We start from the raw sequence: 14,698 nt of genomic DNA on the forward strand, positions 1-14,698 counted from the left end.
GGCATGGGCAATGGACCGGCACGGGGCCGGCCATTGCCTTTTTTCTTCCTGCCGATGCCGCCGGCGGAGCGGCGGCATCGGGGTATTGCTTCAGGCGGATCCGCTTAGAAGCGGAAGCCCACTTCGGCCTTCACCTGACGCGGGGTACCGATCACATCGCCGGTCTCGTTGTAGCTCACCAGCAGCTTGCCATCGCTCTTCACGTAGTTCAGGTTCGAGAAGTTGTCGAAGTTGAGCACGTTGATGATGTCGATACGCGCATACAGCTCGGTATCGCCGGCCAGCTTGAAGGTCTTGGTCGCCTGCAGGTCCAGCGAGCGGTAGCCGAAGATCTTGCCACCGAGCAGGAAGCGGCCATTGCCACCCGGAGTACCCGCGGCCGGAGTCGGCAGGCAGTTGGCAGTGCCAGCCTGCGCGATGCAGGACCAGTCATTGCCCGGGGTAGGCGTGGCCAGGGTCAGCTTGCCACCAAAGGTGATGCCCCAGAAGCCGTCATACGAGCCGGTGACCACCAGGCGATGGCGCGGCGCGCCGTTGGACTTGATGGTCGGGTACTCACCGATGGTGCCGCGATCGAACGAGTAATGCTCGTTGATGTTTCGGTTGTGACGCGCGTTGGTCCAGGTATAGGCGATCGAGGTGCCCCAACCGCTTTCCTTGCTGTACGGCTTCTGCGCCGACAGCAGCACCTGGGTGGAACGGGTCTTGATGCCCTGCTGGCCGATGATCAGGCTGCCGAAGCCCGGAATGTTGCAGTTCCACGGCTGGCCGTAGGTCGGCTCCTTGGCACCACACAGCATCTGGTTATCGAAGAAGTTGCCGTTGTTGAAGCGGTTGCCCAGGGTGAAGGCGAACCCATCATAGGTCAGCGTGCGAGAAATCGTCGCGTCGGTCAGCCACTCACCGAACTGGTTGCTCATGCCCAGGCTGAACTGGTCGGCGTACGGCACCTTCATGTTGTTGTTCAGCAGATCGACTTCCATGCCTTCATTGCTGGTGGAACCCAGCAGTGCCTGCACGTTCTCGATGCCGTTCATCAGGTTCGGGTTCCAGTCAAAGCACGGAGTCTGGCCGTACATGCAGTTGCCGGTGGCCGGGTTGCGGAAGTAAACGGTCGGCTGCGGCAGCGCCAGCTTGGTGGTTTCCAGTGCCAGGTTGTCGAACAGGTCGCGGTCATAGGAACGGCCGGCGCCACCATGGAACACGTGCCGTTCGTCGGCATTGACGTCATACGAGAAGCCCAGGCGCGGCTGCCAGGCGTTCTTGAAGTTCTTGCGGTTGTGGCCGGTGCTGATGTAGTCGTTGACGTTCAGCCCGCTGAGCGCCAGCGTCTGCGCATAGGTCTGGGACACGCCCGCCGGCGCGTTCGGATCCTGCGAGAACAGGGCCTTCACGACCTCCGGCGGGGTCACGAAATCGGTGTAGACCGGGTTCTTTTCGTAGTCCCAGCGCAGGCCGATATTCAGCTGCAGGTGGTCATTGACCTGCCAGTCGTCCTGGATGAACAAGCCGATCTGCTTGACCTTGGCGCGCACTTCGGACTGCACGCCGGTGACGCCGGTGCTGGCCTTGGTGAACTGCGCCTTATACGGCGTGCTCGAGGGGAACGCCGGGTTGTCGATGGTGTAGGAGAACTGAGGGTTGATCTGCGCCGCGTCGGAAGCGTACAGGTCGATCTGCTTGTACTTGGCGCCCATCTTGATGGTGTGGTCGCCCGCCCACTGCAGGCCGTCCAGGGTCAGGTTGTCCTCGATCGCCCAGCCCTTCTGGCCCTTCACCTGCGAGGCGAAGGCATCAGCCGCGCCAACCTGGACGAGCGTCTTCTCCTGCGGGCGGTTGGCGTCCGAGTCGCCGAAATCCGGTGCGGTGTAGATGATGCCGTTGCCCATGGTCAACGGCAGCGGATTGTTGAAGGCCTCCTCGTGGGTCACCATCAACTCGTTGTAGAAACGCTCACCGCTGTGGTTCCAGCGCAGCGCATAACGGCGGTCGGTGTTGTCCACGACCTTGCCGTGTACCTTCGCGGTCTGGCCACTGAACTGCTGCTGGGTTTCGTCGCGGTCCTGGAAGGTCAGTTCGATGCGATCGTTGTCAGTCGGCTCGAAGTCGATCTTGGCGAAGATCAGGTCCTGCTGGAACGGCTGGCTGGCCGGGCCGAGACCTGCGAGACCATCGGCGGGCAGATTGGCGGCCGACGGAGTGACGGCACCGTCCGGCGCGATGGTCACCGGCAGATCGAAGCGCTTGGCTTCATAGGTGACGAAGAAATGGGCCTTGTCCTTGATGATCGGGCCACCCAGCGCGAAGCCGTATTCCTTCTCGGCCGAGTCTTCCTTGCTCTTGCCCGGCTGGCGTTCGGCCGGGGTCATCGCACGCATGCTTTCGTTGGTATAACGGTAGAAGGTCTCACCCTTGAACTCGTTGGTACCCGACTTGGTCGCAGCCGTGATCGCGGCGCTGGACACCTGGCCGTACTCGGCCTTGTAGTTGCCGGTGATGACCTTGTACTCACCGATGGCCAGCTGCGGGAACGGGTTGCCCGCGCTGCCGGACTGGCCGGAGATGCCGCCACCCTTCACGTAGCTCTTCTGGCCCACACCATCGATATAGACGTTGGTGCCGTCGGAGTTGGTGGCACCGCCACGCAGCGAGGTGTTGCCCTTGGCATCGCGGGTGAAGATCATGCCCGGCACCGCGTCGGCGAACTCCAGGAAGTTGCGCGAGACCTGCGGCGTGGTCTGGATCTGCTGCAGGCTGACGGTCTTGCCGACTTCGGACGTGCGCACTTCCTGCAGCAGGGTCGGTGCGACAACGTTGACGGTGTCCAGGTTGGTGGCCGCGGTCGAACCCGGGTTGCTGCTGGCGGCACCGGCGAAGTTCAGGGTAGCAGTCGAGGCCACGGTGACGGTGACCTTCTGCGACTGGCCGTTGGCGACCACGTCATAGGTGCCCGGGTCCAGGCCCATCAGCGAGTAGCTGCCATCGGCACGGACGGTGCCGCGACGGACGGTGCCGGTGGCCAGGTTGGTGGCGGTCACTTCGGCGCCGGCCTGGGCGCCGGAAACCTGGCCGCGCAGGCTGGCATTGGCCGACTGCGCCATGACGTTCGGAGCGGCGGCCAGCATCAGGCAGCTGACCAGTGCGGTGCTCAGCAGCCGGCGTGCCGGCGTGCGGAAGGTGGTATGCATCATCAACTCAATCTCCGGGTGGCGGTGACCGCTCGCGCGGTCCCTGCGATCAATCAAAAAAGAAGGAACGCCTCTGGCTTCAATGGCCCGATGGCGGAGTGGTGGAATCGCGAACTATCAAGCGGGGAACCAGGGTCTGCTTGTCCCCTGTCCCGTCCGTGGAGGTGCCGTCCATCAACTGCAGCAGGCGCGTCATGGCCCGGTCGCCGAGCTCGGCGATGCTGACCTGCATGGTGGTCAGCGACGGGTGGACGAAACGCGCCAGTGGAATGTCATCGAAACCCGCCAGGGCGACATCTGTCGGAACACGGACACCGGCCTGCGTGAATGCATACAGGCATCCCAAGGCCATCATGTCGTTGGCGGCGAACACGGCATCAGGCAGCGCTCCGGCTGCCAGCAACTCCTGACCGGCGCGATGGCCGGAAGCTTCGTCGAAATCACCGGGCAGCTCGATGCCCTCGGCGCCACCGCCAAAAGCCGCCAGCGCGTCACGGAAGCCGCGCAGGCGCTCGCGCGCGTCGAAGTTGAGATCCGGGCCAGAAATGAAAGCGATGCGACGGTGGCCGGCGTCAAGCAGATGGCGGGTCATCGCCATCGCACCGGCATGGTCGTCGATGCTCAGCACCGGGTGGTCCTGCCCGGGCAGATAGGTGTTGATCAACACCGTCGGCAACGACTGCGGCAGGTTGTCGGTCAGGAAACCGGGGCTCTCGGCATAGGGCGAGAGCACCAGCAGGCCGTCGACGCGGCCGCGCATGGCGCGCAGGGCCGCGCCCTGCTGCTCCTGGTCACCGTGGTAGCTGGACACCAGCAGGTGCTGGCGACGGCTACGGGCGACATTGTCGATGCCACGCATCAGTTCGGAGAAGAATTCGCCGTACAGGTCAGGCAGTACCACGCCCACCGTATTGGTGCGGCGGCTGCTCAGGCTGCGGGCGGCGGCGTGCGGGGTGTAACGCAGCCGTGCGGCCACCTCCAGCACAAGCTGGCGGACCGGTTCGGCGACATTTTCATGCCCGTTGAGCGCGCGGGAAACCGTGGCCACGGAGACCCGGGCTTCGCGAGCGACGTCTTTGATTGTGATAGCTGCCTTGTTCACGAAGCCGCCCTCCACGGCTTGGACCTACCAGCATTGGCGCGGAATGTAAGCGTTTCCATCTGGGCTTGTAAACAGTCCGTTAGGCGAATGTCCCGAAATGGACATGGAAATCTGTCTGCAGCGAGCCCCCGCAGGGACCCGCCAGGACAGCGTGGGACAAGGGCTCAGCCCTGTTCTGACGGGGTCTGCGCGCGGATGGACAACGCGTGGATATCGGTCTCCATCATCGTCCCCAGCGCGGCGTACACCGCGCGATGCCGGGCCAGCGGGCCCAGTCCGGCGAAGCGTTCACTGACCACATGTACGTTGAAATGGCCGCGGCCATCGCGCGCACCGGCATGGCCGGCGTGGCGATGACTGTCGTCCTCGATCTCGAGCACGCTTGGCGCCAGCGCATGCTGCAGCGCATCACGCATTCGCGAGATCCGTTCCGCGTTCACGGCAACACCTTCCGGAACGGTCGCACCTGCACGCGGGTGTAGACGCCGGCGGCCACGTACGGGTCGGCGTCGGCCCAGGCCTGGGCCTGCAGCAGCGACTCGAACTGCGCGATCACCACCGAGCCGCTGAAACCGGCCGGGCCGGGGTCTTCACTGTCCACCGCCGGGCAGGGGCCGGCCAGCAGCAGGCGTCCCTCGTCGCGCAGCGCGTGCAACCGCGCCAGGTGTTCCGGCCGCGCCTGCAGCCGCTGCGCCAGCACATCCTGGCCGTCATACCCTTCGATCACATACCACACCGGCATTTCCTCGCTTGCGTTGTCGGGTCCGCAGATTCTAGCCAATGCGGCCCCTGCCCCGGCCCGGCTGGACACTGGCGCAACAAAGGCTTACCCTAGACTCCATTGCACGTGGCTGGATGCAGCAGCCCGTCGGTTTTTGCGGCCAACGCAGCCCCCGACGACCGTCCCGCTGCTTCAAACCGGACCACCTGGCCGGGCCACGTAGACGACCTCCCCGTAGTTCCGTCGCTGCCGTTTCCTGCGGCGCGTCCTGCTGTTTGATATGTGTGGAATCGCGCCGATCCCGGCGTGTCTGGTGCCCTGGGGCTCCGTGGCGTTGGCCCGGCGAACCCGGTGCCGCGACTGGTCCGTTGCAATCCTGATGTCCATTAGATGACTTCCGAACTCGCGCTCGACGCGAACCCGCCAACCCGGCCGCCCGCCCCCCAGCAGCAGGAAATGCCGCTGGCCGTGGTGCATGGGCAACCGGTCCTGCAGATTCCGCAGGACCTGTACATTCCGCCGGACGCGCTGGAAGTCATCCTGGATGCCTTCGAAGGCCCGCTGGACCTGCTGCTGTACCTGATCCGCCGCCAGAACCTGGATGTCCTGGACATTCCCGTCGCCGAGATCACCCGGCAGTACGTGGAATACATCACCGTGATGCGCGAGCTGCGCTTCGAGCTGGCCGCCGAGTACCTGGTGATGGCGGCGATCCTGGCCGAGGTGAAGTCGCGCATGCTGCTGCCGCGCCCGGTCAGCGAGGAAGGCGATGAGGCCGACCCGCGCGCCGAGCTGGTGCGCCGGCTGCAGGAGTACGAACGCTTCAAGCAGGCCGCCGAGGACATCGACGCCCTGCCCCGCCAGGACCGCGACACCAGCCTGGCCCATGCCTTCATGCCCGAACGCGCTACGGTGAAACTGCCGCCGCCGGTGGATCTGAAGGAGATGCTGCTGGCGCTGCACGACGTGCTCAAGCGCGCCGAGCTGTTCAGCGGCCACGCCATCAAGCGTGAGGCACTGAGCGTGCGGCAACGCATGGGCGAAGTGCTGGGACGCCTGGAAGATGGCAAGTTCTATCGTTTTGAAGGCTTGTTCACGGCCGAAGAAGGCAAGCTGGGCGTGCTGGTCACGTTCCTGGCGGTGCTGGAACTGGCCAAGGAACAGCTGCTGGACATCGTCCAGGAAGAACCGCTGGCGCCGATCTACGTGAAATCGCTGGCCGCCGGCAACACCAACGCCCCGCTGCAGTTCAGCAGCGAGTTCGACGACAACGACGCCGCCAATGCGGACGAGTGAGCGCTGACTGCCGATGGATCAATCGCTGATCGACCGCATTGTCGAGGGTGCCCTGTTGGCCTCCAGCCAGCCGCTCACCCTGGCCCAGCTGAAGGACCTGTTCCCGGAAGAGGAACCGGCACCGCCGGGCAGCATCGAACGCGCACTGGAACGGCTGCGCGAAGCCTGCGAAGGCCGCGGCGTGGAACTGGTCGAGGTCGCATCCGGCTTCCGCTACCAGGTCACCGGCGAAGTGCATGGCTGGATCAGCCGGCTGTGGACCGAACGCAAGACCCGTTACACCCGCGCCACCCTGGAAACCCTGGCGCTGATCGCCTACCGGCAGCCGATCACCCGCGGCGAGATCGAGCAGGTGCGCGGCGTGGCGGTCAGCAGCAACATCATCCAGGCGCTGGAAGAACGCGAGTGGATCCGCGTGGTCGGCCACCGCGACGTACCTGGCAAGCCGGCGCTGTTCGGCACCACCAAGGGCTTTCTGGATTATTTCGGCCTGAAGCGATTGGATGAGCTGCCGCCACTGTCGGAACTGAAGGACCTGGGCGAGCTGGAACCCCAGCTGTCCCTGGACCGCGATGCACCGGCAGCGGCAAGCGCCGACGGTCCTGACCTCTCGGCCGGCGACGAAGGCGCTGCCGCGAACGATGATGCCGGCCTGGCCGGCAGTGACACCCCCGATTCCGCCGACGCAGCCCCTGCGCCGGCTTCCGATGAGCAAGCACCTTCGCCCCTCGATGATGGGCACCCCGATTCCGCGCCGGGCGAGCGCGCGGTGCCAGTGAACGAACGCGAAGACAACGCCGTCGCGATGACGACCGTGGCTGTTGACCAAGCCGATTCCGAACCAGAGGCCGACCTCGAAACCGTCGGCCGGAGCAAAACTGATGAGTGACACCCCTCGCAAGCTGTCGTTGAACAAGCTCTCGCTCAAGCGCGAAGCCACCTCCGAACAGTTCAAGTTGGAAGAACGCCTGCACAAGGTGCTGGCACAGGCCGGCCTTGGCTCGCGCCGCGCGCTGGAACAGCGCATCGCCGAAGGCCTGGTCAAGGTCAACGGTGAAGTCGCGCAGACCGGCATGTCGGTCAAGAGCGGCGACAAGATCGAACTGGATGGCCGTGGCTTCGTCGCCACCGCCCTGGCCGAGCCGTCGCGCGTGCTGGTCTACAACAAGCCGGAAGGCGAAGTGACCACCCGCGATGATCCGGAAGGCCGCCCGACCGTGTTCGAATCGCTGCCGCCGCTGAAGGGCGCGCGCTGGATCGCGATCGGCCGCCTCGACATCAACACCACCGGCCTGCTGCTGGCCACCACCGACGGTGAACTGGCCAACGCCATGATGCACCCGTCGTTCGAGGTCGAGCGCGAATACGTGGTGCGCGTGCGTGCACCGGAAGGCGAGGAAAAGGTCTCCGACGCCATCGTCGACCGCCTCACCCGTGGCGTGGCACTGGAAGACGGCCCGGCCAAGTTCGACGAGATCGAACGCATCGGCGGCACCGATTCGCACGACTGGTTCCGCGTCGTGGTGAAGGAAGGCCGCAACCGCGAAGTGCGTCGTCTTTGGGAATCGCAGGGCTGCCAGGTCAGCCGCCTGAAGCGCACCCGCTACGGCAAGGTGAGCCTGCCGCGCGAACTGGCCCGTGGCCATTCGGTGGAACTGGGCACCGCGCAGGTTGAAGCCCTGCGCGCGCAGCTGAAGCTGGAAGAAGGCGCACCGTCGGCACTGACCCTGCAGCCGGTGATCGGCCAGCGCCGCGCCGCCAAGACCACCGTGCGCGTGCGCGAAGGTGGCCGCGGCAACGCCTACGTCAACGGCCACAACACCGCTGACGAAGGTCGCGAGCTGCGTCGCTTCGACAACGTGCGCGAAGACCGCGGCCGTGGTCGCGGCGGCAAGGGTGGCGGCTTCAAGGGCGGCCTGACGGTCAGCGGTGAAGCGGCAGCCAAGCAGTCGCAGAAGCCGTTCAAGCAGCGTGCCCAGAAGAACGATCGTTCGCTGCCGGAAGGCAACCCGGCCGCGTTCCGCACCTGGTACGTGCCGGATGGCGTGAGCACCGGCCCGAGCGGCCATCGCAATGCCGGTCCGGGCGCACGTGGCCCGGGTGCCCGTGGTCCGGGCGCAGGCGGCCAGGGCCGTCCGTACGGCAAGCCGAAGGGGCCGGGTGCTGGCGCCGGTGGCGGCCAGGGCCGTGGCGGCTTCGGCGGTGAAGGCCGTGGCGGCGCAGGCGGCCAGGGTCGTCCGGCCGGCGCGGGCAACCGCTCGCAGGGCCAGGGCAACAAGCACCCGTACGGCCATCCGGGCAATGCCCCGAGCTTCCCGTCCGACCACGCCACCCCGGGTTTCAACCCGTATGGCAGCCCGAAGCCGGCGCAGGGCGCCCGTCCGGGCGGTCGCGGTCCGGGCGGTGGCAACAACCGTGGCCCGGGCGGTAACCGTGGTCCCGGTGGTCCGGGTGGCAACCGAGGCCCGGGCGGCCCCGGTGGCAACCGCGGTCCGGGCGGCCCGCGCCGCAGCGGCCCGCGCGGCGGCTGATCAGCGATCCGACTGAAATGAAAAACCCCGGCTCCGGCCGGGGTTTTTCTTTAAAAAGGGGACGGAGGGGATTAAGTCGTTTTTGCCACGGCGTGTGTCGAAGGGGCGAAAGCGACTTAATCCCCTCCGTCCCCTTTTGCGTGGCGCTGGAACGCGGCGGGTGTGGTGCCGGTCATGCTGCGGAAGAAGGCGATGAACGGGCTCTCGGCGGAGAAGCCGGTGTCCTGCGCCACATGCGCGACGCGATGGCCGAGCAGCAGCAGCTCCATGGCCCGCATCAGGCGCCATTGCTGACGCCAGGCCTGGTAGCTCATGCCGGTATCGCGTTGCATCAACCGACCGACAGTACGCGCGCTCAGGCCCGTGCGCGCGGCCAGCTCCCCCAGTTCGGGCGGCAGCTGTTCGGCCAGCGGCAGACAACGTGCGATCCGCGGATCACGCGGCAGAGGCAGGTCCATCGGCGCCACCGGTGCAGCGGCGATTTCCAGCACGCACAACGCCAGTTGATGGTGTGCGCGCGGCGACTGCCAGTCATGGTCGAACGGTGCCTGCGCGATCGGCTCCAGCAAGGCCTGCAGCAGCGGGCCCACGCCGATGATGGCCGGCTGGCGGGGCAGCTGGGCCGACAGGGTGGCATCGAAGTACAACGAACGGTAGTCGACCGCCTGGCGCATCTGCGCGCGATGACGCAGCCCACCCGGAATCCACGCTGCGCGCGCGGGCGGCAGCAGGCTGATGCGATCACCGTAGGTCAGGCGCGTACAGCCCTGCCGGGTGTACAGCAGCTGCGCGCGCGCATGCTGGTGCCAACCCGAGTCGTGATCGGCCAATGAGGCCGCGATACCCAGCACCGGAGCGCCCCAGGCATCGGCGTCGAAGTGCGCATCCGGCTGCAACCAGGCCATGTCTGATTTCATGCATTCGATGACAGGATAGACAGAGTGCGCCATTGCGGACGCAACCACAATGCGCGGCCCTGTTTCTGGAGCGCCCGCATGTCGCGCCGCCTGTTGCTGCTCACCATTGCACTGCTGATGTTTCCGCAGTTGGCACAGACCCTGTACAGCCCGGCCCTGGCCGATCTGGCCGAACGCTTCGCCCTGCCGCCGAGTGCCGCCAGCCAGGCCATGAGCCTATACCTGTTCGGCTTCGCTGCAGGCGTGCTGCTGTGGGGGCGCCTGGCCGATCGTATCGGTCGTCGCCCCGCCCTGCTCTGTGGCCTCGGCGTCTTCGCAGTGGCTGCACTGGGCGGGCTGATGGCTGGCAGCTTCGGCCAGGTGCTGCTGGCCCAGGCGTTGGCCGCAGTCGGCGCCGCCGCCGCTTCGGTGGTCACCCAGACCGTGCTGCGCGACCATCTGCAGGGGCCGGCATTGGCCCAGGCATTCTCCTGGATCGGCATGGCCCTGGCCCTGAGCCCGGCCATCGGTCTTGCACTGGGCACGCTGCTGGTCGCCGCCAATGGCTATCTCGGCGTACAGTCCGGCCTGCTGCTGATAGCTGTTCTGCTGGCAGTCGCATGCCTGGCTGGCCTGCGCGAAAGCCGCCCTGCACATATCCCGCACACGCCCATGCTGCCGCTGCTGCGGGAACTGCTGCACGATCGCTGGATCTGGTCACACGCGTTGCTGGTGATGGCCTTCAACGTGGCGATGTACAGCTGGTATGCACTCGGCCCCTTCCTGTTTGCGCGCCTGCACTGGCCAGCCACCTGGTTCGGCGCCAGCGGCGCGGTGCTGGCATTGGGCTCGGCACTGGGCGCGTGGGGCAATGGCCGCCTGCTGCGTGCAGGCGTTGCCGCAACCACGCGCATCCGCATCGCCGCAGGCCTGGTTCTGACGGGAGGCCTGCTGGCCGCGCTGCTGCATGATCACCCTGCCCTGGTCGCGGCGATGGTGCCGGTGGTGACTGGCTTCGGCCTTGCCATTCCCAATGTGCTCGGCCAGGCCCTGCGCGGCTATCCACACTGTCTCGGCAGCGCAGGCGCGCTGTTCGGCCTGCTTTACTACCTGTTGATCGGCGCGGCAATGGCGTTGGTCGGTGCAGTGCAGCTGCTGGCACCGACCCTCATCGTGTGTGGCCTGCTGGCCTTGTGGCTGCAGCGGGATCGGTCAGTCGACGGCGGAAGGCCTGGCTGCCGATCGTAACGATGAAAGACTCGCCCTGCTGCCACGCGGGCAGCAGTGGCCCCGAGGTCCCTGCCCCGGGGCCTGGATCAGAGAACAGCGGGTTACTGCACGTTGATCACTTCGTCCATCGGCGCGAGGAAGTTGCCAGGACTGTTGCGCGACGCCGAGATCACATAGGTCCCGGGTGTTGCGATGGTCGCGGTGCAATGGCGGATGGGCGTGGTGTTGCCACCGTCGTAATTGTCATTGGTACGGCACAGGAACTGACCATTGGCATAGACCGAGAAATTACTCGTTCCATCCACCTGGCCGCCGCCTGTGATGTAGATTTCCGACGGCGAGCCAGCCACACGCGGCAGGGTGCCGATCTCGAATCTGGCCGTCACCGGATGCGGCAACAGGCTAGGACACGGCACAACGAGTCCGTTGTCAGACAGGCAGACCTCGGCGTGGGCGATGGCGGGCGTGGCGATGAGGGCCACGAGCAGCACGGACGTTCTGAACTCCATTCCAGCGTCTCCAATGATCCCAGCAGAATCGCTGGGACGTCCCTGTTAGGCATTGCGGGGTTACTGCAGGGTCAAGGAAACGTAAATGCATGAGCGCCCACAGCATCGGATGGCCGCAGGATCCCTTGTGGGCGACGCGTTTCACGCCCCCACTGCCGTTGGAACCCATCCCTGACCGATGACTTCATGTCGATGCAGGATGCTCACCGCCGCGCGGCACTTTTCCGGCGCGGATCGACGCTCACACCGCATGTTAGGAATTGCTGCAAACACAAGGCATTGTGCGCCACGCCCGGAATTCACATCAGGGCGCTGGCTATCGTGCGCGCTCTCCCACACCAGGCAGATGCCCATGATCACCATTACCGCCGAACAGGCACGCGCCAACGCCGATGCCGCCAAGCGCCCGATCGAACAGTTCTACCGCGACCTCGACAACTCGATCCAGGTCGGCTCGGAGAATGGCCGCCGCTATCTCGTGTTCGGCTTCAGCCAGGTGATGGCCAGCGAGCAGCTCGTCGAAGACGTGACCGCACAACTGCTCAAGAATGGTTTCGGTGTCGAACGGTTGTTGAGCGATTCCGAACAGCACTACATCCGCATCAGCTGGGGATCTGCCGAGCCGTCGCGCCTCAGCGCCGGCTGAGGGTGAACGCGGTGCCGTCCACGCCCAGGTCCCAGCCCTTGCCGGTACCGGACAGGGCCAGCGAGATATCACCCTTGGTCATCACCTGCGCGTTGCTGGACTTCACCGCACCGGCATGCGCGCCGACCGAGGCGTAAGTACCCAGCAGTTCGTTGACGCTGACCGCGCCGGTGAAGCTGCCACGCCCGTTGGTGATCTTCGACTTGCCCACGGTCAGGCCGCCGCCCTTCATCTGGATGCGCACCGGCATGCTGGCGCCATTGCTGCAGGTGACCGTGCCATTGCCGGAGGCGGTCTTGTAGATCAGCGACCAGCCGGACAGGTTGTAGCGCAGCTGGCAATCGAGGTTGCCGGCGGCGTGCGCGGCCGGGGCCAGCGATGCGGCGGACAGGGCCAGCAGCAGGGCGAAGGACGTGTTCATGGCAGGAGTTCCAGTTCGGTCGGACTGGCGGCGAATCTAGCAGCGCGCGCGTGCACGTTGAATGCAGGCGCGCGTGCTGGTGCGGCGGCGTTCAGGCCATCGCTCAGGCCTGCTCGTCCAGGTGGAAGGCATCGGCATCAAGCATCGCCGGAAAGCGCGCACGGTGTGCGGCCAGCGCCTCGGCCGAGATGGTGGTGGTGACCACCTGTTCGCGCTCGCGGATTTCCACCTGCGGCTGGCCGAGGAAGTCGATCACCGCGCTGTCGCCGGCATAGTGCAGCTGGTTGCCATCGACGCCGACACGGTTCACCGCGGCAACGAAGCACAGGTTCTCGATCGCACGTGCACGCAGCAGTGTCTTCCACGCATAGGCACGTGCCGACGGCCAGTTGGCGACGAAGATCTGCAGATCGAAATCCAGCTGCTGTGGACGTTCAACGTTGTAGCGGTTGCGGCAGAACACCGGGAAACGCAGGTCGTAGCAGACCTGCGGATTGATCCGCCAGCCCTTCCATTCCACGCTCAGGCGCTCGCGGCCGGCCGCATAGCGCTCGTGCTCGCCGCCATAGCGGAACAGGTGGCGCTTGTCGTAGTACTGCAGCTCGCCGTCGGGGTTGGCGAACAGCAGCCGGTTGTAGACGCCTTCGCCATCACGCAGCTGCACGCTGCCGATCACCGCCGCGTCCAGCGCCTTGGCCTGTTCACGCACCCAGGCCACGGTCGGACCATCCATGCCTTCGGCCTGGGCGATGGCTTCATTGGAGAAGCCACTGGTGAAGGTCTCCGGCAGGATCACCAGATCGGTGGTGCCGGCCAGCGGTGCCAGCAGCGCGCCGTAGTACTCACGGTTGCCCGCCGGGTCATGCCAGCGGGTGTCGCCCTGGACGAGTGAAATGCGCAGGTCCTGCATGTTCAACCCTCCGCTCAGAGCAGGCGCAGGCGTTCGATCGCCGCGTCCATGGTCGCTTCGTTCTTGGCGAAGCACAGGCGCACCAGGCGCTGGCCGGCCGGCGGATTTTCGTAGAACGGCGACAGCGGAATGGCAGTGACGCCCTTCTCGATGGTCAGCCACTTCACGAACTCATGGTCCGGCAGGTCGCTGATGGCCGAGTAGTCGACCAGCTGGAAGTAACCGCCCGGCACCGGCAGCGCCTTCAGCCGGGTGCTGGCCAGCTGTTCGCGGAAACGATCGCGCTTGGCCTGGTAGAACGCACCCAGCTCCAGGTGGTGTTCGGGCTCGTCGCGGATCATCGCGGCGAAGCCGTACTGCGCAGGGCCGAAGCTGGTGAAGGTGTTGTACTGGTGCACCTTGCGGAACTCGGCGGTCAGCGCCGGCGGGGCGATCGCATAGCCGATCTTCCAGCCAGTGCAGTGGTAGGTCTTGCCGAAACTGGAGATGACGAACGCGCGCTCGCGCAGTTCCGGGTAGCGCAGCGCCGACTCGTGGCGGCGACCGTCATAGATGATGTGTTCGTACACCTCATCGGAGATCAGGTAGATCTGCGTGCCGCGCAGCAGCTCGGCCAGCGCCTGCATGTCCTGCGCCGACAGCATCGCACCGGACGGATTGTGCGGGGTGTTGACGATCAGCATGCGGGTACGCGGGGTGATCGCCGCACGCACGCGGTCCCAGTCGACGGCGAAGGTCTGCGGATCCAGCGACACATGCACGGCCTTGGCGCCGGCCAGATCGATCGCCGGTTCATAGCAGTCATACGCCGGGTCGAGCACGATCACTTCCTCGCCCGCACGCACCACGGCATGGATGGCGTTGAAGATGGCCTCGGTGCCGCCGCTGGTGACGGTGATTTCGCTGTCCGCGTCGACCTGCGCGCCGTAGCAGTCCAACGCCTTCTGCGCGATGGCCTGGCGCAGCGGCGCCACACCCGTCATCGGCGGGTACTGGTTCAGCCCGGCGGCCATCGCCCTGGCGGTTTCATCGATCAGGCGCTGCGGTGCGGAAAAGTCCGGGAACCCCTGACCGAGGTTGACCGCGCCGTGTTCGGCGGCGAGCTGGGACATCACGGTGAAGATCGTGGTACCGACCTTGGGCAGCTTGGTGTTCGGTTGCATCGGCCTGGGCTGTGGGGGAACAGGCCTGCGAGTTTACGCAATCCGCGCGTCGGTAGTGCCGGCCCCGGGGCGGCCCCCCCCCGCC

At 65.9% G+C, this 14,698-nt stretch carries 14 protein-coding genes; 5 read left to right on the top strand and 9 right to left on the bottom strand.

What is annotated here, in order from left to right; all coding sequences use genetic code 11:
* Window positions 1–104 precede the first annotated feature (104 nt).
* The 4 genes from ACMZ91_RS14930 to ACMZ91_RS14945 form a co-directional block, all read right to left on the bottom strand.
* On the bottom strand, window positions 105–3,191 hold the full coding sequence (locus ACMZ91_RS14930) for a TonB-dependent receptor (RefSeq protein ID WP_414578412.1): 3,087 nt from the start codon (window positions 3,189–3,191) through the stop codon (window positions 105–107).
* 76 nt (window positions 3,192–3,267) lie between these two features.
* Window positions 3,268–4,305, bottom strand: a complete 1,038-nt coding sequence (locus ACMZ91_RS14935; RefSeq protein ID WP_032129774.1) for a LacI family DNA-binding transcriptional regulator — start codon at window positions 4,303–4,305, stop codon at window positions 3,268–3,270.
* 149 nt (window positions 4,306–4,454) lie between these two features.
* Window positions 4,455–4,730, bottom strand: coding sequence for a BolA family protein (locus ACMZ91_RS14940; RefSeq protein WP_434060509.1), 276 nt, complete (start codon window positions 4,728–4,730; stop codon window positions 4,455–4,457).
* The gene (locus ACMZ91_RS14945; RefSeq protein WP_032129789.1) at window positions 4,727–5,026 is read right to left on the bottom strand and encodes a YciI family protein; all 300 of its coding nucleotides are present in this window, start codon (window positions 5,024–5,026) and stop codon (window positions 4,727–4,729) included. Before ACMZ91_RS14945 ends, ACMZ91_RS14940 begins: the two co-directional genes overlap by 4 nt.
* Before the next feature lie 375 nt (window positions 5,027–5,401).
* On the opposite strand from ACMZ91_RS14945, the gene ACMZ91_RS14950 reads away from it, so the two are divergent.
* From ACMZ91_RS14950 to ACMZ91_RS14960, 3 genes are read left to right on the top strand one after another with little or no spacing between them, the layout of a single operon-like run.
* Window positions 5,402–6,307 carry a segregation and condensation protein A gene (locus tag ACMZ91_RS14950; RefSeq protein WP_006456456.1) on the top strand — a complete coding sequence of 302 codons (906 nt, stop codon included), beginning with the start codon at window positions 5,402–5,404 and terminating at the stop codon, window positions 6,305–6,307.
* A gap of 13 nt (window positions 6,308–6,320) precedes the next feature.
* Complete coding sequence (gene scpB / locus ACMZ91_RS14955) at window positions 6,321–7,196, top strand: SMC-Scp complex subunit ScpB (protein ID WP_414578414.1); 876 nt, start codon at window positions 6,321–6,323, stop codon at window positions 7,194–7,196.
* Window positions 7,189–8,838: a pseudouridine synthase gene (locus tag ACMZ91_RS14960; protein ID WP_049401107.1), complete on the top strand. Its 1,650-nt coding sequence runs from the start codon at window positions 7,189–7,191 to the stop codon at window positions 8,836–8,838. The genes scpB and ACMZ91_RS14960 overlap by 8 nt, the downstream gene beginning before the upstream one ends.
* A gap of 116 nt (window positions 8,839–8,954) precedes the next feature.
* Here the strand turns inward: ACMZ91_RS14960 and ACMZ91_RS14965 are convergent, their stop codons facing one another.
* Window positions 8,955–9,743, bottom strand: coding sequence for an AraC family transcriptional regulator (locus ACMZ91_RS14965; RefSeq protein ID WP_414578492.1), 789 nt, complete (start codon window positions 9,741–9,743; stop codon window positions 8,955–8,957).
* Between the two features lie 90 nt (window positions 9,744–9,833).
* On the opposite strand from ACMZ91_RS14965, the gene ACMZ91_RS14970 reads away from it, so the two are divergent.
* Window positions 9,834–10,982, top strand: a complete 1,149-nt coding sequence (locus ACMZ91_RS14970; RefSeq protein WP_414578494.1) for an MFS transporter — start codon at window positions 9,834–9,836, stop codon at window positions 10,980–10,982.
* An 83-nt stretch (window positions 10,983–11,065) separates the two neighbouring features.
* Here the strand turns inward: ACMZ91_RS14970 and ACMZ91_RS14975 are convergent, their stop codons facing one another.
* Entirely contained in the window at window positions 11,066–11,473 is a 408-nt protein-coding gene (locus tag ACMZ91_RS14975) for a hypothetical protein (RefSeq protein ID WP_049401113.1), read from the bottom strand.
* A gap of 352 nt (window positions 11,474–11,825) precedes the next feature.
* Between ACMZ91_RS14975 and ACMZ91_RS14980 the strand changes: the two genes are divergently transcribed.
* Window positions 11,826–12,119, top strand: coding sequence for a hypothetical protein (locus tag ACMZ91_RS14980; protein WP_414578497.1), 294 nt, complete (start codon window positions 11,826–11,828; stop codon window positions 12,117–12,119).
* Here ACMZ91_RS14980 and ACMZ91_RS14985 read toward each other — a convergent pair.
* The 3 genes from ACMZ91_RS14985 to ACMZ91_RS14995 all read right to left on the bottom strand — a co-directional run bounded on the left by ACMZ91_RS14985 (window position 12,106) and on the right by ACMZ91_RS14995 (window position 14,613).
* Window positions 12,106–12,540: a hypothetical protein gene (locus tag ACMZ91_RS14985; RefSeq protein ID WP_071229733.1), complete on the bottom strand. Its 435-nt coding sequence runs from the start codon at window positions 12,538–12,540 to the stop codon at window positions 12,106–12,108. The two genes, ACMZ91_RS14980 and ACMZ91_RS14985, sit on opposite strands and share 14 nt — an antisense overlap.
* 103 nt (window positions 12,541–12,643) lie before the next feature.
* Window positions 12,644–13,450, bottom strand: a complete 807-nt coding sequence (locus ACMZ91_RS14990; protein WP_414578499.1) for an amidohydrolase — start codon at window positions 13,448–13,450, stop codon at window positions 12,644–12,646.
* Window positions 13,451–13,464: 14 nt separating this feature from the next.
* The gene (locus tag ACMZ91_RS14995) at window positions 13,465–14,613 is read right to left on the bottom strand and encodes a pyridoxal phosphate-dependent aminotransferase (RefSeq protein WP_126927525.1); all 1,149 of its coding nucleotides are present in this window, start codon (window positions 14,611–14,613) and stop codon (window positions 13,465–13,467) included.
* Window positions 14,614–14,698: the final 85 nt, after the last annotated feature.

The sequence above is a fragment of the Stenotrophomonas sp. FR024 genome (assembly GCF_047500745.2).
Taxonomy (GTDB): domain Bacteria; phylum Pseudomonadota; class Gammaproteobacteria; order Xanthomonadales; family Xanthomonadaceae; genus Stenotrophomonas; species Stenotrophomonas maltophilia_A.